The sequence below is a fragment of the Prosthecomicrobium sp. N25 genome, from assembly GCF_037203705.1.
Lineage (GTDB): Bacteria > Pseudomonadota > Alphaproteobacteria > Rhizobiales > Ancalomicrobiaceae > Prosthecodimorpha.
In genome coordinates this window covers 1773073-1789264 of sequence record NZ_JBBCAT010000001.1, presented here as the reverse complement: position 1 = coordinate 1789264, position 16192 = coordinate 1773073, and the positions used below count along the sequence as shown (strand labels likewise).

The 16192-nt window shown below is 70.3% G+C and carries 14 protein-coding genes; 6 read left to right on the top strand and 8 right to left on the bottom strand.

Going from position 1 to position 16192, the window contains the following annotated elements:
• Positions 1–46: 46 nt before the first annotated feature.
• Positions 47–1474 carry a class II 3-deoxy-7-phosphoheptulonate synthase gene (locus tag WBG79_RS08075; RefSeq protein WP_337356593.1) on the bottom strand — a complete coding sequence of 476 codons (1428 nt, stop codon included), beginning with the start codon at positions 1472–1474 and terminating at the stop codon, positions 47–49.
• Positions 1475–1802: 328 nt separating this feature from the next.
• Here WBG79_RS08075 and WBG79_RS08070 point away from each other — a divergent pair, with 328 nt between their 5' ends.
• Positions 1803–2504 carry a GntR family transcriptional regulator gene (locus tag WBG79_RS08070; protein WP_337357908.1) on the top strand — a complete coding sequence of 234 codons (702 nt, stop codon included), beginning with the start codon at positions 1803–1805 and terminating at the stop codon, positions 2502–2504.
• Positions 2505–2703: 199 nt separating this feature from the next.
• Here WBG79_RS08070 and WBG79_RS08065 read toward each other — a convergent pair whose 3' ends face one another.
• The 5 genes from WBG79_RS08065 to WBG79_RS08045 all read right to left on the bottom strand — a co-directional run bounded on the left by WBG79_RS08065 (position 2704) and on the right by WBG79_RS08045 (position 8055).
• Positions 2704–4635, bottom strand: coding sequence for a potassium transporter Kup (locus tag WBG79_RS08065; RefSeq protein WP_337356592.1), 1932 nt, complete (start codon positions 4633–4635; stop codon positions 2704–2706).
• Positions 4636–4941: 306 nt separating this feature from the next.
• The gene (gene gor / locus WBG79_RS08060) at positions 4942–6327 is read right to left on the bottom strand and encodes a glutathione-disulfide reductase (protein ID WP_337356591.1); all 1386 of its coding nucleotides are present in this window, start codon (positions 6325–6327) and stop codon (positions 4942–4944) included.
• Positions 6328–6358: 31 nt separating this feature from the next.
• Positions 6359–6871, bottom strand: coding sequence for a DUF2059 domain-containing protein (locus WBG79_RS08055; RefSeq protein WP_337356590.1), 513 nt, complete (start codon positions 6869–6871; stop codon positions 6359–6361).
• Between the two features lie 34 nt (positions 6872–6905).
• Complete coding sequence (gene rpiA / locus WBG79_RS08050) at positions 6906–7589, bottom strand: ribose-5-phosphate isomerase RpiA (protein WP_337356589.1); 684 nt, start codon at positions 7587–7589, stop codon at positions 6906–6908.
• Between the two features lie 88 nt (positions 7590–7677).
• The gene (locus WBG79_RS08045) at positions 7678–8055 is read right to left on the bottom strand and encodes a hypothetical protein (RefSeq protein WP_337356588.1); all 378 of its coding nucleotides are present in this window, start codon (positions 8053–8055) and stop codon (positions 7678–7680) included.
• Between the two features lie 148 nt (positions 8056–8203).
• Between WBG79_RS08045 and gph the strand changes: the two genes are divergently transcribed.
• Together gph and WBG79_RS08035 are read left to right on the top strand one after the other, a co-directional pair.
• Positions 8204–8914 carry a phosphoglycolate phosphatase gene (gene gph, locus WBG79_RS08040; protein WP_337356587.1) on the top strand — a complete coding sequence of 237 codons (711 nt, stop codon included), beginning with the start codon at positions 8204–8206 and terminating at the stop codon, positions 8912–8914.
• Positions 8915–9046: 132 nt separating this feature from the next.
• Positions 9047–9844 (top strand): hypothetical protein, encoded by a 798-nt coding sequence (locus WBG79_RS08035; protein ID WP_337356586.1) that lies wholly within the window; start codon positions 9047–9049, stop codon positions 9842–9844.
• A 3-nt stretch (positions 9845–9847) separates the two neighbouring features.
• On the opposite strand, the gene WBG79_RS08030 is transcribed toward WBG79_RS08035, so the two are convergent.
• The gene (locus tag WBG79_RS08030) at positions 9848–11449 is read right to left on the bottom strand and encodes a sensor histidine kinase (protein ID WP_337356585.1); all 1602 of its coding nucleotides are present in this window, start codon (positions 11447–11449) and stop codon (positions 9848–9850) included.
• A 110-nt stretch (positions 11450–11559) separates the two neighbouring features.
• Here WBG79_RS08030 and WBG79_RS08025 point away from each other — a divergent pair, with 110 nt between their 5' ends.
• From WBG79_RS08025 to WBG79_RS08015, 3 genes are all read left to right on the top strand, one after another.
• Positions 11560–12072 (top strand): thermonuclease family protein, encoded by a 513-nt coding sequence (locus WBG79_RS08025; protein ID WP_337356584.1) that lies wholly within the window; start codon positions 11560–11562, stop codon positions 12070–12072.
• A 43-nt stretch (positions 12073–12115) separates the two neighbouring features.
• Positions 12116–12754 carry a uracil-DNA glycosylase family protein gene (locus tag WBG79_RS08020; protein ID WP_337356583.1) on the top strand — a complete coding sequence of 213 codons (639 nt, stop codon included), beginning with the start codon at positions 12116–12118 and terminating at the stop codon, positions 12752–12754.
• Between the two features lie 113 nt (positions 12755–12867).
• On the top strand, positions 12868–13359 hold the full coding sequence (locus WBG79_RS08015) for an Lrp/AsnC family transcriptional regulator (RefSeq protein ID WP_337356582.1): 492 nt from the start codon (positions 12868–12870) through the stop codon (positions 13357–13359).
• A gap of 20 nt (positions 13360–13379) precedes the next feature.
• Here WBG79_RS08015 and WBG79_RS08010 read toward each other — a convergent pair whose 3' ends face one another.
• Positions 13380–15902 carry a putative bifunctional diguanylate cyclase/phosphodiesterase gene (locus WBG79_RS08010; RefSeq protein WP_337356581.1) on the bottom strand — a complete coding sequence of 841 codons (2523 nt, stop codon included), beginning with the start codon at positions 15900–15902 and terminating at the stop codon, positions 13380–13382.
• Between the last annotated feature and the right edge of the window lie 290 nt (positions 15903–16192).

Here is a 16192-nt window from a genome sequence, read left to right as displayed (position 1 = left end):
ATGGCCGACCGGCCCTTGTACGGCTAAGCCGAAGGGCTTCAGCCCCTCACTCGGCGGCGACGGGCAGGACGCTCGGGCGGTTGGCGCGGTCCTTGCGGAGTTCGGCGGCGATCAGGAAAGCGAGTTCGAGGCTCTGGCGGGCGTTCAGGCGCGGGTCGCAGAGGGTATCGTACTGGCTGGCGAGATCGGCCTCCTGGATCGCCACGGCGCCGCCGGTGCACTCGGTGACGTTCTTGCCCGTCATCTCCAGGTGCACGCCGCCGGCATAGGTGCCCTCCTGGCGGTGGATGTCGAAGAAGGCGCGCACCTCCTCCAGGATCCGGCCGAAGGGACGGGTCTTGTGGCCGGAGCCGGACGTGATCGTGTTGCCGTGCATCGGGTCGCAGGACCAGATGACCGCGCGGCCCTCGCGCTCGACGGCGCGGATCAGCGGGGCGAGGTGCTTGCCGATCTTGTCGGAGCCGAAGCGGGCGATCAGGGTCAGGCGGCCGGGACGGTTCTCCGGGTTCAGGATGTCGATGAGCTCCAGGAGGCCGTCGGGCGTCAGCGAGGGGCCGCACTTCAGGCCGATCGGGTTGCCGATGCCGCGCATGAATTCGACATGGGCGTGGTCCGGCTGGCGGGTGCGGTCGCCGATCCAGAGCATGTGCGCCGCGGTGTCGTAGAAGCCGCCCTCGACGGAGTCCTCGCGCGTCAGCGCCTCCTCGTAGGGGAGGAGCAGGGCCTCGTGGCTGGTGTAGAAATGGACGCCGTTGAGCTGCGGGGTGTTCTCGGCGGTCAGGCCGCAGGAGGCCATGAACTCGAGCGCCTCGGAGATGCGCTCCGCGACCTCCTGGTACTGCTCGGCGACCGGGCTGTCGGCCAGGAAATCGAGCATCCAGCGGTTGACGCGCTCGAGCTTGGCGTAGCCGCCGGTGGCGAAGCCGCGCAGCAGGTTCAGGGTGGCGGCCGACTGGCGGTAGACCATGCGCATGCGCGCGGGATCGGGGATGCGGCTCTCCGGCGTGAAGTCGAAGCCGTTGATGATGTCGCCGCGGTAGGCCGGCAGTTCGACGTCGCCGCGCTTCTCGACATTCGACGAGCGCGGCTTGGCGAACTGGCCGGCGATGCGGCCGACCTTCACCACCGGCAGGCCCGCCGAGTAGTGGAGCACCACGGCCATCGACAGGAAGACCTTGAAGAAGTCGCGGATGTTGTTGGCCGAGTGCTCGGAGAAGCTCTCCGCGCAGTCGCCGCCCTGGAGCAGGAAGGCGCGCCGCTCGCTCACGCGCGCGAGCGCGGTCTCAAGTTTGCGGGCCTCGTCCGCGATGGCGAGCGGGGGCCAGGTCCGCAGGTCCTCCTCGACGGCGGCCAGGAGCTGCTTGTCGGGGTAGTCCGGCACCTGGACGATCGGCTTGGTCCGCCAGGTCTCCGGCCGCCAGACGCCGGCCTTGCCGCCGGCCAATTCGTCGGCGCCGATCCGCATCTCGTTCATGTCCCGACACTCCCGTCGCCGGCTCTTCCGGCGATCCCCTTCCTTGCGAGAGGCGGCGTTATACACGCCGGATCGAGGCTTGACCACTAGGCGCCCCGCCCCGAATCGACCCGCGGGAATGCGAATGCAATTTGCACATGCGCAGGTCTGAAATTACGGATTCCTGCTGTGATTGCCGAAACCACGACTCGTGATTGCAAGCACACTCAGTGGTTCTTGCGATATCGGCTTCGCATTCCCTGATTTCACAAATCGACTACCGGAGATTGACATCGGTGTCATTGTGACGTTACGTCATATCAGTTTCCAGGACATACGGGGCGCTGTCATGGACGGAACGATGTCAGTTAGATTTTCTTCTATGTATGACGAACGGCAAGAGCGGAAGTCCGATACCTGCTATCGCATGATCAGAACCATGATCGTCGATTTCAAACTTCTTCCGGGCGCCTTCATCGACAAGGTCGAACTCTGTACTCTTCTGAAAGTTTCCCGTCAGCCAGTGACATCGGCGCTGTCGAGACTGGAGCGCGAGGGGCTGGTCGAGATCCTGCCGCAGCGCGGGAGCTACGTCTCGCGCCTGAGCCTCGGCACCCTGGTCGAGACCCTGCTGATCCGGGCGGCGCTGGAATCCTATGCGGCCGGACGAGCCGCCCACGAACGCGATCCCGCCCTGATCGCGGAGCTCAACGACCTGACGGACGCGCAGGCGGCGCGGCACGCGGCCGGGGACGCGATCGGCTGCGCCAAGGTGGACGGCCAGTTCCACCAGCGGCTCGCCGCCGCTGCCGGTCTGCCGCGCCTGCTGGAACAGGTCGACATCGGGCTCGCCGCGATGGCGCGCACGACCCGGGCGATCCAAGGACAGGCCCTCACGCGGGACGAGGTGGAGGACCACCGGGCCATCTGCGCCGCGCTCGCGGCGGGTGACGATGCCGCGGCACGCCGGCTGACCTTGGCCCACGCCGAGAAGTATGCGGGATGGATCCAGGATCTCGCCAAGCAGCGGCCCGAGATCTTCGTGCGCTGAGGCCCGCCGCCCGAAACGGCGGCCGAGGGCCACGAGAAAGGTCGCCCTCCCCTCACGGCGGCGCTCCGTCCCGGCCGGCCAGCGTCCCGGCCCCGCCGGCGACTTGGCGAGCCCGATCACGCTCTCCCGATCCAGAGATACGTCGCCGCCCCGCCGACACCTCGCATCGACCCAGGCGCCGGGCCGCGAGCCCGGTCGATCAGACGGTGATCTGCGCGCCGAGGTCGACGACGCGGCCGGGCGGGATGTTGTAGTACTCCGCCGGGTCGGCCTGGTTGCGGTAGAGGAAGATGAAGAGGCCGCGCAGCCAGGCCCAGAGACCGCCTTCGTCGCCCTCGACCAGATGGGCCCGGCTGACGAAGTAGCTGAGGTCCTTCCGGTCGATGTGGATGCCCATCTGTTCGGTCGTCTTCAGGATGCCGGGAATGTCCGGCGGCTCCATGAAGCCGAACCGGACCTGAACGAGCGCGATCCCCTCTCCCAGAGGCTCCACGATCGCCCGGCAGGTATCGTCGTTCCAGGGCGTGTCCGCCGTCTGGATCGACAGGAAAACGATCTGCTGGTGGCAGGACTTGTTGTGCTTCAGGTTGTGCAGAAAGGCGCGCGGGGCGAGCGTGCGGTCCTCCATCAGGTAGACGGCCGTGCCGCGCACGTGCTCGACGCGCGGGCTGCGCAGGGCCGAGAGCGCGATCTTGACGGGCACGCCTTCGTGGCGCCGGCGGGCGGCGAGGCGCGTGCGGCCCATGCGCCAGGCCGTCATGACCAGGACGAGGCCGACGCCCAGCACCAGCGGCAGCCACGCCCCGTGCAGGAGCTTGGTGGCGCAGGAGAGGAAGAAGGAGACGTCGAAGATCATGAAGAAGGCGACGACCGGCGCCGCCTTCCAGACGGGCCAGCCCCAGACGCCGCGAGCGACCAGGTAGGCGAGCATCGAGGTCACCACCATCGTGCCGGTCACCGCGAAGCCATAGGCCTCGGCGAGCTTCTCGGACTTCTGGAAGACGAGCACGACGGCGATCACCGCGACGAACAGCACGAGATTCACGGAGGGGACGTAGACCTGACCGCGCTCGGCCGCGGAGGTGTGACGCGTCTCGGTGCGCGGCCAGAAACCCAGGTGAGAAGCCTGATGGGTAACCGCGAAGGCGCCGGAGATCACGGCCTGGCTGGCGATGACGGTCGCGGCCGTCGCGAGCACGACGAGGGCCGGCTGCAGGGCGGGCGGCACGAGGTGGAAGAAGGTGTCGTGGATGCCGTTGACCGGGTCGGCCAGCACGTGGGCGCCCTGGCCGAGGTAGTTGATGATCAGCGACGGGGCGACGATGAAGGCGAAGGCCTTGCGGACCGCGCCGCGGCCGACATGGCCCATGTCGGCGTAGAGCGCCTCGGCGCCCGTGACGGCCAGCACCACCACGGCGAGGACCGCGAAGGCGCCCGGACCGGAGCGCGCCAGGAAGCCGAGGCCGAGCCGCGGATCGAAGGCGGCGAGCACAGCCGGGTGCTTCACGATCTGCCAGAGGCCGAGCGCCGCCAGCGTGCCGAACCAGAGCAGCATGATGGGTCCGAAGAAGCGGCCCACCTTGGAGGCGCCGCTCTTCTGGACGGCGAAGAGGGTCGTCAGGATGACGAGCGCGGCGGGCAGGACCAGGCTTTCCAGCGCGGGCGCGGTGACGGCGAGACCCTCGACGGCGGAGAGGACCGAGATCGCCGGCGTGATCACCGCGTCGCCGTAAAAGAGCGAGGCGCCGATGATGCCGAGCACGGCGATGAAGCCGCCCATCGCCGGGGCCGACTTGTGGGCGAGCGCCATGAGGGCGAAGATCCCGCCCTCGCCGCGGTTGTCGGCGCGCATGATGAAGATTGCGTACCAGACGCCGACCACGATCACGAGGGACCAGATCGCCAGCGACAGGAAGCCCAGAACATCCGGTGCGACCGGCGCGACGACGCCGATCTTGAGCGCCGTGTCGAGGGTGTAGATCGGGCTCGTGCCGATGTCGCCGAAGACGATGCCGAGCGCCGCGAGCGCGCCCGCGTGGTGCCCGTGCGGGGCTGCCGCGCTCGACAGCGGGGCGGCCGAGGGGGCCGGCGCCGCGGGGCTCGCGAGGTCTTGAATGTCGGTCTGCGCCATGGGCGCTGTCTCCTTCGCCGTCGCACCAACGCGCGAGAAGCGCATTCGGTCTCGCGGCCGGTTGCGCGGCCGGGCCGCCGGCATGGCGGCCCGACATCGGCCGGGTCTTGCGGGTTCGGTGATCGGATGTCCGGCACCCCTGCGGGCCGCGCGGCCGGCGCCTCGTCGCGCCGGGTCGGGACGCCTCGGCGTCCCCCTCTTCAGCCTTCCTGAGGCTCGTCTCGTTCGGCCGCGTGGATAGCAGGGACGGCCCCAGATGACAACGGGGGGCGGCTCAGCCTTCGGTCGAGGTCTGGCAGGTTGCGGTCAGCTTGCGGCGTTGCGGGCCGGAATCCGGGCGGTCGGGCTGCGCATGGTGACGAGCTCCTCCGCGGCGGTCGGGTGCACCGCCATGGTGCGGTCGAAATCGGCTTTGGTGGCGCCCATGCCCATGGCGATGCCGACGAGCTGCACCATCTCGCCGGCGTCGGGGCCGACGATGTGGCAGCCGAGCACGCGGTCGGTCTCGGCGTCGACGAGGAGCTTCATGAGCATCCGCTCGTCGCGGCCCGACAGGGTATGGCGCATGGGCCGAAAGGTCGACCGATAGACGTCGTAGGCGCGGCCGAGGGCCGCCACCTCGTCCTCGATGAGGCCGACCGTGCCCACCTCTGGGGTCGTGAAGACGGCGGTCGGGACCATGCGGTGATCGACAGTGACACGCCGGCCGCCGAAGACCGTGTCCGCGAAGGCGTGCCCCTCGCGGATGGCGACGGGGGTCAGGTTGACCCGGTTGGTGACGTCGCCGACCGCGTAGATCGAGGAGACGGAGGAGCGGCTCTCCTCGTCCACCACGATCGCGCCCTTGTCGTCGAGGACGACGCCGGCGGCCTCCAGGCCGAGGTTGCGCGTGTTGGGGGCGCGGCCGATCGCCATCAGGACCTGGTCGGCGGCGAGGGTCGCGCCGGAGCGGGTCGCGATCGACAGCCCCGCCGGCCCACGGTCAATGCGGGCGAAGACGTCGCCGAGGCGGACCGTCACCCCGCGCTTCTCGAGCTCGTGGCGGACGTGGCCGCGCACCTCCCGGTCGAAGCCGCGCAGGATCTCCTCGCCGCGGTAGACGAGCGTCGTCTCGGTGCCGAGGCCGGCGAACAGGCAGGCGAACTCGACCGCGATATAGCCGCCGCCGGCCACCACGAGCCGACGCGGCTGCTCCTTCAGGTGGAAGACCTCGTTGGAGGTGATGACGTGCTCGCGGCCCGGCAGGCGCTCGTCGGTGGTCGGCCAGCCGCCGGTCGCGACCAGGATCACCCGCGCGGTGACGACCCGCCCGTCGCCCGCGAGGCGGACCGCGTTCGAGCCCTCGACGACGGCGCGCGTCGCCAGGATGCGCACGCCGGCCTTCTCGAGATTGGCACGGTAGAGGCCCTCGAGCCGGGCGATCTCGCGGTCCTTGTTGGCGATCAGGGTCGGCCAGTCGAAGCGGGTCGCGCCGACCGTCCAGCCGTAGCCCGCCGCATCCGCGAAGTCGTCGGCGAAGCGCGAGGCGTAGACCATCAGCTTCTTCGGCACGCAGCCGCGGATCACGCAGGTGCCGCCGATGCGGTCCTCCTCCGCGATCGCGACGCGGGCCCCGTGGTTCGCCGCCACGCGGGCGGCGCGCACGCCGCCCGATCCCGCGCCGATGACGAAGAGGTCGTAGTCGTACGTCATCGCGGCCTCCGGCGGGGAAGCGGTCGGATCGTCAGAGCTTGTGGCCCTTCTTGCGGAGCTCGTCGCGGACCTTGGCGACCATGTCGGTGGACAGCTTCTGCTGCCATTCGACCACCGCCTCGGTGGCGGCGCGGACCATGCTCTGGGTCTCGGCGGCCAGCTTCTTGCCGGTCGGCGAGGTGTAGAACTTGGCGATCTCGTCGAGTTCGGGCTTGGTGAACTTGGACGCCCAGGCGATCTGGATCTGCCGGTCGAGGTCGATGCGGCGGGGGGCCAGTTCGAGGGCGACCTTGTTGGTCACGTCCTCGATGTCCTGGGCGATCGAGGGGCCGGAGCGCTGGAAGAGCGCCTTGGTCTGCTGGGCCACCCCGAGCAGGATGTTGTCGAAGCCCTCGGTCACCCGGGAGGCCTCGATGGCGGCGCGAGCCGACGCCAGATGCTCCTTGGACGGCTCGGGCTGCGGCGCCTGCTGGGCGAGCGCGCCGGTCGCGAGCACGGCGCAGACGCCGGCGGCGAGGAGGGTCTTGGCGATCGAACGGATCATGCGTCACTCCGGGTTCGTAGGGACCGGCTCGGGGTCAGGGTGTGAGCGTTACGACGCCGTCGTCCCGCGCCACGACGGCCGCGGAGGCGAGACCCAGGAACAGGCCGTGCTCGACCACCCCGGGAATCTCCGAGAGCGACCGGGCGAGCGCTTCTGGATCGGGAATCCGGCGAAAAGATGCATCGACGATGTAGTGGCCGCCGTCGGTCACGTAGAGCCCGCCTCCGGGCGCCCTGCGCGTGTCGAGCGGGCCGTCCAGACCGAGGGCCGCGGCGCGGGCGCGGATGGCCCGGCGCGTCGCCTCCAGGCCGAAGGGCACGACCTCGATGGGGAGAGGGAAGGCGCCGAGTTCGTCCACGACCTTCGAGGCGTCCGCGATCACGACCATGCGGCGCGAGGCGGCCGCCACGATCTTCTCGCGCAGGAGCGCGCCGCCGCCGCCCTTGACCAGGGCGAGGCGCGGGCCGATCTCGTCGGCGCCGTCGACGGTGAGGTCCAGTTCGGGGGTCTCGTCGAGGGTGGAGAGCCGGATTCCGAGGGAGCGGGCGAGGTCGGCGGTGCGCTCCGAGGTCGGCACCCCGAGCACGTCGAGGCGGGCGGCGCCGAGCAGCTTGACGAACTCGTCGGCGGTCGAGCCGGTGCCGAGTCCGAGCCGCATCCCGGGCTCGACATGCGCGAGGGCCGCCTCGGCGGCACGCCTCTTCAGTGCGGCACTCATTCAGAATCCTGCGTTCGGACACGGCGCGACGGGTTTTCCGGCGCGGCACTCCATACTCCAGCGAGGCCGCAGCGCGCCAGCCCCCCGTTCACCGGGCGATGGCCTGCGGGGTGCAGACGACCTTGTCCTCGCGGACGAAGCAGAGGCTCATCTCGCCGGTCAGCCGGTTCAGGCGGAAGACGCCCCATTCGTCCTTCCAGGTCGAGGCCTTCAGGTCGTAGTCGCCGGACGGCATGGCCTGGGCGCCCTCGCCCGGGGGGAAGCACAGCATCGAGCCGTTGGGGCCGCCCGAGGTCTGGTACTGGCAGGCGCCGACGGATCCGGTGAAGCGGTCGACCCAGTAGACGCGGTTCTGCTTGTCGGCGCTCGGCGAGACGAACAGGAACTCGGCGGCCGCCGGCAGCGGGGCCGCGAGGGCGAGGGCGGCGGCCAGGACGAGGCGGGCGGAGATGGACGGGACCGACATCGGAGCCTCCCTGGACGGCCGCCACGGGCGCCGATCTGTGGCGCATTCCCAACAGGCCTTGCGCAAATGCCGGGCCGGGCGCTCGCCACGGGTGACCGACCTGCCGATATGACGCATAGGTTCCGAACCGGGCACGAGGTGAACCATCATGACCGATTCGGCGGCTGATCCACTCATGGTCTTCGACCTCGACGGCACGCTGGTCGACACGGCAGGCGATCTCCTCGACACGCTCAACGTCCTCATGGTGCGCGAAGGCCTCGCCGCCCTCCCCTACTCGGCGGTGGGCTCGCTGGTCGGGGCAGGGGCGCGGGCGATGATCGAGCGGGGCTTCAGCGCGAACGGCGCGGGCCTCGCCCAGGGGCGCGTGGACGCGCTCCTCGGCGATTTCATCCAGCACTACGGCGCCAACATTGCGGCGCGGAGCCGGCCGTTTCCCGGCGTGATCGCCGCGCTCGACCGGCTTTCCGCCGCCGGCTGGCGCTTCGCCGTCTGCACCAACAAGCTCGAGGGGCTGTCGCGACGGCTGCTCGACGAACTCGGGCTGACGCCGCGCTTCGCGGCGGTGTGCGGCGGCGACACGTTCGCGGTCCGCAAGCCCGACCCGGGGCACCTGCTCGGGACCATCGACAAGGCGGGCGGCGCGGCCTGCCGCACCATCATGGTGGGCGACAGCAAGGCGGACATTCTCGCCGCCCAGCGGGCCGGCATTCCGGTCGTGGCGGTGACGTTCGGCTACACGGACGAGCCGGTCGAGAGCTTCGGGCCGGACCGCGTCATCGATCATTTCGACCAGCTCGTCGATGCGGCCGCCTCCCTGGCGGACCGCTGGCGGCGCCCCGGATGCGTCGCGGCCTGAGGCCTTCCAAATCTGCGTGAAGTCCAGGGCGGGCGCGCGATCCGGCCTTTTCCGGGCCCGCGCCGTCGGGCAGACTTGGCGCCGGGCCCGACCCGAGCGGGCCGGACCCGACCTCGGACCGGGAGCGCCGCCATGGTCGTCCAGATCGATTTCCCGGTCGGGCTGCGCGACCGGAAGACGCCCGTCCGGAACATGCAGGCCGACCAGGCCAAGGTGCTCGGCCTGCTCGCCGAGATCCCCGAGGACAAGGGCGGGTTCCGGGCCCGCTGGATCGCGCTCGGCCCGATGCGCCCGCAGGCCGGGGCGGACGGCGCGATCCCCCGCGACGTCGCCGAGGCGATCTGGCAATTCCAGCTCTTCTGGAAGAACCGCGGCGTGTTCAAGGTGATCGACGGGGTGGTCGACCCGGACGGCAACACGCTGAAGAAGATGAACGAGCTCGCCGAGGACCTGCACGGCGAGGCGCGCGTCATCGTCGGCTCGGATGCCATTCTGGCCGCCTATCCCGAGTTCGCCAGCGTCATGAACCCGAGCCACCGGTCCATCCTGGTGGAGATGTGGAACTTCGACATCGGCGGCGACCAGCTCAAGATCCGGCACCGCAACGCGATCTTCGACGCGAAGCTCAAGGCCTTCGACAAGGACTTCACCTTCGTCAACGCCTACGGGTTCCACTCCAATACCGGCGGCCCCGCCTTCGACAACCACGCGCTCGCCGAGCGGCGGGCCCAGAACGCGGTGACGGAGGCGCGGCTCGGGGGCGCGATCGATGCCCGGATCCGGAGGTGGAACTACATGGGCATCGACTGGCGGCCGGGGATGCCGACGGGCGAGGTCGCCGAGATGCGCAAGGTCCTGCTTCTGTGGCGCGCCGAGTCGTCCTTCGACGACTTCACGCCCCAGCCGGGCATGAAGATGAGGCTGTTCTGACGCTCAGCGCCGCGCGGTCTGGCGGCGCAGGCTGTCCAGGGCGGCGAGCGAGGCGACCGGGGTGCCGAGCCGGTTGCGGCGGGCCGGGCGGTCGCTGACGGCCGGCATGATTTCCATCACGCGGGCCTTGGGCAGGGTGAAGGTGACTTCCGTGCCCTCGCGCAGCTTGGACTTCAGGTCGAAGGTGCCGCCGTGCATGGCGACGAGCGCCTGGACGATGTTGAGGCCGAGGCCGGTGCCCTGCTCGGCCGACTTGATGGCGATCGAGCCCTGGCCGAAGGCAGAGAGGACGATCGGGATCTCCTCCTCGGGGATGCCCGGGCCGGTGTCGCGGACCGACACGTACTGGCCGCCGCCGGCCGTCCAGCCGACCTTGACGGCGACCTTGCCGCCCTGGGGGGTGAACTTCACGGCGTTCGAGAGGAGGTTCAGGGTGATCTGGCGGATGGCGCGCTCGTCGCCCCAGACCTTCGGCAGCTTGTCCTCGTACTGCTCCTCAATGATCAGGCCCTTGTTGCGCGCGCGGAGGTTCATCATGTGCACGCAGTCCTCGACGATGTAGGGCAGCGTCACCGCCTCCTCGTTGAGGGTGTAGCGGCCCGCCTCGATGCGGCTGATGTCGAGGATCTCATTGATGAGGTTCAGGAGGTGGCGGCCGGAGTCGTTGATGTCGGTGACGTAGCCCTTGTAGGTGGCGTTCTCCATGGGGCCGAGCAACTCGTTCTGCATGACCTCCGAGAAGCCCAGGATGGCGTTGAGCGGGGTGCGAAGCTCGTGGCTCATGGTGGCGAGGAAGCGGCTCTTCGCGAGGTTCGCCTCCTCGGCCTTGCGGCGCGACTCGTCGGAGATGGCCTTGGCCTGCTCGAGCTCGGCGATCAGCGAATCCTTCTCGGCGCGCGCCTCGATCTCACGGAGCGCGGAACGGTAGAGCCGGTAGCCGAGGAAGGAGAAGAAGACCTGCGCGGCGAAGGCCATCGCGGCCAGCACGACAAGGTAGGTGACCGGTTCGCCGCCGCTGTCGAGGCTGCGCAGCGCGAAGGCCAGACCGAGCGTCAGCGTCAGCGGGAGGGTGGAGGCGAAGATCGCAGCGCGGATGTGGGCGGCGAGGAGCGCGGAGACCGCCACGACGATCAGCATCGCGGAAAAATGGTAGGCGTCGGAGGCGGTGACGCGCTCGGAGGGGAGCAGGAAGAGAAGCGCCCAGGCGAGGCCGACCATGCCGTCGAGGGCGACGAAGCGGCGGCGCCAGCCGTCGAGGTTCACCTCGCGCTGCTCCATGCCGAGCAGGCGGCGGCAGAAGACCAGCGCCGTCAGGTGGGTCGCGATGGCGATGCCGGCCCACGAGGCGATCAGGGTGCGGTCCGTCCAGAGCACGCCGACGATCGCCACCAGGGCCATCAGGAGCGGAATGCCGTAGGCGGCGGCCAGGCGGCTGCGGGCGTGGGCGACGAGGAGCTCGTAGTCGAAGGCCGGCCTCAGGCCGCGCGTCATCGACAGCTGGTCCCGGAGTTCCCGGACGGTGCGCGTGACCTGACGCCGCCGTTCGGCCCGGCGGGCATTCAGCGTCGTCTTGTCAGCACTGGTGAGTGCCGTGCCGTCGATCATCGCGGGGTCCGTCAGCCCTCAGGGAACGCTGCAAATTTTGCCCTCGGAAAGCTTAAGATCGGGCTCAGGGAACTGGTTAACGAATCGGCCGGGAGCGGACCGGGACTGCCGTGAGATCGCCGACGTCGCGCTTCGCCCGCCTCGCCCAGGCGCTCGTCCTCGTCGCCCTGGCGGCGGGGGCCTGGGGACTTAAAGAGCACCTGATCCCGCCGGAGCGGGTCGCCGGCCGGGCGAGGGTGGTGGACGGCGACAGCCTGGAGATCGACGGGCGCCGGCTGCGGCTGAAGGGGATCGACGCGCCGGAGCTCAACCAGGTCTGCCGGCGCGCCGACGCTCCCTACCCGTGCGGCCGGGCGGCGCGGCAACGGCTCGCCGACATCGTCGGGACCGGCGCGCTCGACTGCGCGGGGGCCGAGGACGACCGCTACGGGCGCCTTCTCGTGCGCTGCCGGGCCGGGGCGGAAGACGTCGGGGCGCGGCTCGTGCGGGAGGGGTGGGCGCTCGACTGGGGCGGCTATGGCCGTGAGGAGAACGAGGCCCGGCGGGCGCGGCGGGGCCTGTGGAGCGGCGAGTTCGAGTCCCCCGACCTGTGGCGGCGGGCACACCGCCGCGGGGAAAGCTGAGCGGCGGCTTTACGGACCGGGCCGCGATCGCCAGATTGCGCCCATGCTCGCCGTCCCGCCCGAAGACCTTGCCGCCCTCGCCCGCGATATCGCCGCCTGCCGGATCTGCCGCGACCGGCCGGCTGGTGCGCCGCTGCCGCACGAGCCGCGCCCGGTCGCGCACCTGTCCGCGACCGCCCGGGTCCTGGTCGCCGGGCAGGCGCCGGGCACCAAGGTCCATGCCTCCGGCCTGCCGTTCGACGACGCCTCGGGCGACCGCCTGCGCGCCTGGATGGGGATCGGCCGGGACCTCTTCTACGATCAGGCCCGCCTCGCCTTCCTGCCCATGGGCTTCTGCTTCCCGGGCCAGGACGAGGCCGGCGGCGACCTGCCGCCGCGCCGGGAATGCGCCGGGGCGTGGCGCGCGCGGGCGGTGGCGGCCATGCCTCAGGTCGAGCTGGTGCTCGCCGTCGGGCAGTATGCACAAGCTTGGCATCTCGGCCGCGAGCGGCCCGCCGGCATGACCGCGACCGTCAGGGCCTGGCGCGCGATCCTGGAGGCGTCGCGCCGGCCGCGCATCCTCCCCCTCCCCCACCCGTCCTGGCGCAACAGCGGCTGGCTGAAGCGGAACCCCTGGTTCGAAGCCGAACTCCTGCCGGCGCTCAGGGCGGAGATCCGAGGGCTGGTCGGGGACACGGAATGATGTTCCCTTTCGGGGGGTGATGCGACGCTCGGACGCAAAAGCGCGCGGGACTTTTCTTGTCTGGAGGAATGCAGTACTCGTCGTTCCAGCGCCCCAGGCTCCGGGAGGCATTCGTGATCGACCGTATCGACCGCAAGATCCTGCAAATCCTGCAGGAGGACTGCACCGTTCCGGTCGCCGAGATCGGCCGGCGGGTTGGCCTGTCGACGACGCCGTGCTGGCGGCGGATCCAGAAGCTCGAGGAGGACGGGGTGATCCAGCGCCGCGTCGCGGTCCTCGATCCGCGCCAGGTCAACGCCAAGGTCACCGCCTTCGTGGCCATCACGACCAACCAGCATTCGGAGGAGTGGCTGAAGCGCTTCGCCGAGGTGGTCAGCGTGATGCCGGAGGTGGTCGAGTTCTACCGGATGGCCGGGCAGGTCGACTACCTGCTGCGCGTGGTTGTGCCGGACATCGAGGCTTACGACGTCTTCTACAAGAAGCTGATCGCCAAGATCGAGATCGCCGACGTCTCGACCACCTTCGCGATGGAGCGGATCAAGTACACGACCGCCCTGCCGCTTCAGTTCGTCGCGGTTGAGAAGCCGACCGAGAAGGCGGGCTGAGCCGTCGCGCCGAACGGCCTTCAGGCGATGAGGCGGGTCTCTTCGTCGCCGCGGTGCTGGCTCGTGCGGGCACTCGCGGCTAGGAGCTGCCGGAACTCGCGGTGGGGCATGGGCGGGGCGAAGAGGTAGCCCTGGCCGTACTCGACGCCGAGCTCGACCATCCGCTCCATCTCCTCGTTGCGCTCGATGCCCTCGGCCACGATGGGCAGGCCCAATTCGGCGCCGAGCGTGATGGTGGTGCGGACCAGGGCCTGGGTGCGGCGCTCCGCCTCGCCGTCCTCGCCGAGCGCCCGGGTGAAGCTGCGGTCGATCTTGATGACGCTGACGGGGAAGCGGTCGACGTAGTTGAGCGAGGAATAGCCCGTCCCGAAGTCGTCCAGGGCGAAGCGCACGCCGAGGCCGGCGATCTCGGTGAGGATCCGGTCGACCGCGTCGGCGTCGTCGAGCAGGGCGGTCTCCATGATCTCGAGCACGAGATTCTGCGGCTTCAGGCCGTGGCGGGCGAGGAGGCTCCGGATCAAATCGGGCAGGTCCGGGGTGACCTGCGCGCCGGAGAGATTGACCGAAAGATAGAAGCCCTCGTCGCCGGAGAGCGCGATCAGGTCCGGGCCGATGCGGGCCGCGGTCTCGAGAACGAATCGCCCGAGTTCCTCGATCAGGCCGCATTCCTCGGCGGCCGCGATGAACTGGCCGGGGTAGATCAGCCCCTTTTCCGGATGCCGGAGACGGAGGAGAAGCTCTCCGCCCGTGATGCCGCCGTCGGAAAGGCGCACGATCGGCTGGAGATGCGCCTCGAACCAGCCGTGGGCGAGACCGGCCCGGACGTCCTGCTCCTGCCGGTGGCGTTCCGTGCGGGCTTCGGCGAGCTTGCGGTCGAAGACCTCGATGCGGTTGCGGCCGCTCTGCTTGGCGCGGTAGACGGCGAGGTCGGCGGCCATCAGGAGGTCGGATCCGGTGGTGCCGTCCTCGGGGAAGCGGGCGACCCCGACGCTCCCGGAGGCCTCGACCACGGCGGCGCCGAGGTCGATCGGGCGGCGCATGACGTCGAGCAGGCGTTCGGCCGGGGCGGCGGAGGCGGCATCCGCGGCGGAGCACGGCACGAAGACGGCGAACTCGTCGCCGCCGAGCCGGCCCACGATGGCGCGCTCGCCGGCCGCCTCGGCGAGGCGCCCGGCGATCGTGGTGAGGAGACGGTCGCCGGCGGCGTGGCCGTAGGTGTCGTTGATGCGCTTGAAGCGGTCGAGGTCGATGAAGACCGCCAGGGCCCGCCCGCTGCCGCGGCCGAGCTGGGCGGCCGCCTGGTCGACCGCCTCTGAGAAACCCCGGCGGTTGGCGAGGCCGGTCACCGGGTCGGTCAGGGCGAGGCGCACCAGCTCCCGTTCCGCCGCCTTCATGCGGGAGATGTCGGACATCACCGAAAGGCTCAGCGGGTACTTGCCGCCGATCCACTGGTCGACCGTCTCCGACAGCACGACGTCCAGCACCGTCCCGTCCCAGCGGCGCAGGCGCAGCGGGGTCTCGGGGGTCTCGCCCCGGGTCGAGAAGGCGGGCAGGATCTCGTTCAGGTAGGCGGCGGCGCTGTCGGGGGTCAGGAACTCTGAGAGCTTGCGCCCGATGACCTCCTGGCGCGAGTAGCCCGTGGCGACGAGCCAATGGTCGGATACGTGGATCAGGAAGCCCTCGCGGTCCACGCAATGGAGCATCGCGGGGGTGCGGTTGTAGAGCCGGGCGAGGCGCTCGTTGAAGGAGCGGCGGCGCTGCTCGGCATCCTGCAGGCGCGATTGCATCTCGTTGAAGCTGGCGGCGAGTTCACCGAACTCGTCGTCGGATTCCCAGTCGACCGCCTGGCGCGACCCGTCGATCTGGCTCGCCCGGATCGCCTGGGTGACACGCCGGAGCGGCTCATTGACGAGACGGCGGTTGGTGAGGATCACGATCCCGACCAGGGCCAGCGAGGCGATCAGCGTGCGGGCGAAGGCCTGCACGGCCGCCGTGGCGATCATCTGGTCCGCCTCGCCGCGCCGGAAATAGCCCTCAAGCACGCCGCCGAACACGGTGCGGTCGCCGGGCCTGCCGGCGTCGAGAACGATCTCCCGGCGCACGAGGTCCGGCGCGGAGACAGGGCCGAGGCTGGTGACGGCGTCGCCGCCCGGGCCGACGATACGCACGCCGACGACGTCGGGGGCCCTGGCGATCCGCTCGGCCACCCCGGCCAGGCGGTCGAAGGAGCCGCTCTGCAGCGCATCCGCGGCCGCGCGGGCCTCGCGGTGGAGGACGAGCCGCTGGCGGGCGCCGAGATCGCGCTCGGCCTCGGCGGTCGAGTACCACTCGAGCAGCAGGTTGGCGGCGAGGTTCAGGAGGAAGAGCGCGGGGACGACCGCAAGGACGAACTTGAACTGGTAGGAGCGCACCAGGGCACCCGCGCCGGAGGCGCGGACGCGGGGGGCGACGGCGGGCCGGGCCGGCGCCGGCTCCTCCGCCGCGGCTGCGTCGGATGCCTCGCGCGGCCCGCGGGAGAGCCCGGGGAGCCTGCCCAGTTGCATGCACCTGCATCCCTTGTCGGCGGCGCCGTCTGACGGGTGGCGTGCCGGGTGGTGGAGGAGACTGTCTCCGGACCCTTGTCACGGGCCGGTTTCGCGAGCCTCATCCTTTTCGGTCAAATCTGAAGAAAGGCATGTAGCGGACGCGGCGTGCGTGATCATGGTTTAGGCTTTACTTCGGCGCCGACTCGACGATTGTCGAGTGACGGTAGGTGAGCCGGCCGGCGCCCATGGGCCGAGGGGGCGCAGGACATGCCGGCGCCCGTTGCGGAAGCGCGGGGAACAGGCCAAAG

What these genes read in the sequence shown, in the direction of transcription:
- WBG79_RS08070 (WP_337357908.1), top strand. Translation starts at nt 1,803, where the DNA reads ATGGACGGAACGATGTCAGTTAGATTTTCTTCTATGTATGACGAACGG.
- gor (WP_337356591.1), bottom strand. Translation starts at nt 6,327, where the DNA reads ATGACGTACGACTACGACCTCTTCGTCATCGGCGCGGGATCGGGCGGC.
- WBG79_RS08020 (WP_337356583.1), top strand. Translation starts at nt 12,116, where the DNA reads ATGCTCGCCGTCCCGCCCGAAGACCTTGCCGCCCTCGCCCGCGATATC.
- WBG79_RS08035 (WP_337356586.1), top strand. Translation starts at nt 9,047, where the DNA reads ATGGTCGTCCAGATCGATTTCCCGGTCGGGCTGCGCGACCGGAAGACG.
- WBG79_RS08075 (WP_337356593.1), bottom strand. Translation starts at nt 1,474, where the DNA reads ATGAACGAGATGCGGATCGGCGCCGACGAATTGGCCGGCGGCAAGGCC.
- WBG79_RS08010 (WP_337356581.1), bottom strand. Translation starts at nt 15,902, where the DNA reads ATGCAACTGGGCAGGCTCCCCGGGCTCTCCCGCGGGCCGCGCGAGGCA.
- WBG79_RS08065 (WP_337356592.1), bottom strand. Translation starts at nt 4,635, where the DNA reads ATGGCGCAGACCGACATTCAAGACCTCGCGAGCCCCGCGGCGCCGGCC.
- WBG79_RS08045 (WP_337356588.1), bottom strand. Translation starts at nt 8,055, where the DNA reads ATGTCGGTCCCGTCCATCTCCGCCCGCCTCGTCCTGGCCGCCGCCCTC.
- WBG79_RS08055 (WP_337356590.1), bottom strand. Translation starts at nt 6,871, where the DNA reads ATGATCCGTTCGATCGCCAAGACCCTCCTCGCCGCCGGCGTCTGCGCC.
- gph (WP_337356587.1), top strand. Translation starts at nt 8,204, where the DNA reads ATGACCGATTCGGCGGCTGATCCACTCATGGTCTTCGACCTCGACGGC.
- WBG79_RS08030 (WP_337356585.1), bottom strand. Translation starts at nt 11,449, where the DNA reads ATGATCGACGGCACGGCACTCACCAGTGCTGACAAGACGACGCTGAAT.
- rpiA (WP_337356589.1), bottom strand. Translation starts at nt 7,589, where the DNA reads ATGAGTGCCGCACTGAAGAGGCGTGCCGCCGAGGCGGCCCTCGCGCAT.